The organism is Helicobacter pylori, assembly GCF_001998165.1.
GTDB lineage: Bacteria > Campylobacterota > Campylobacteria > Campylobacterales > Helicobacteraceae > Helicobacter > Helicobacter pylori_DL.
This window is the reverse complement of record NZ_MTWR01000098.1, coordinates 1-414: the sequence shown is the minus strand read 5'-3', so window position 1 is coordinate 414 and position 414 is coordinate 1. Positions and strand designations below refer to the sequence as shown.

Below are 414 nucleotides of genomic sequence, written 5' to 3'. Positions count from 1 at the left end.
AACCATTAATTAAATACCACAAAAAAAAAAAAACCAAGTCATCTTTTTTTCAAAAAAGGGGTAGAAATGGCATTCAACCATTCATTCAACCATTCATTCAACCAATCATTCAATCATTCAATCATTCAATCATTCAATCATTCAATCATTCAATCATTCAATCATTCAATCATTCAATCATTCAAGCAATCAAGCAATCAAGCAATCAAGCAATCAAGCAATCAAGCAATCAAGCAACGCTACCATACTTTTACCGCTTTTACAAAAGATCGCTTAAAAATCCCCTATTTTTTATTATTCCCCCTTTCATTAACCCTTTTATTCCCTCTTTTATTAACCCGCACCACCTTTTTAAACCATTTGATTCCATAAGCCCCATTTTTAAATCAGTGGGGCTTACAGAGTTAAATTCAA

General features: G+C 31.9%; 1 protein-coding gene. It reads left to right on the top strand.

Annotated features, from left to right (window positions below; translation table 11 throughout):
- Window positions 1-66: 66 nt before the first annotated feature.
- The gene (locus BZK24_RS08330) at window positions 67-372 is read left to right on the top strand and encodes a hypothetical protein (RefSeq protein WP_077657144.1); all 306 of its coding nucleotides are present in this window, start codon (window positions 67-69) and stop codon (window positions 370-372) included.
- Window positions 373-414 lie beyond the last annotated feature (42 nt).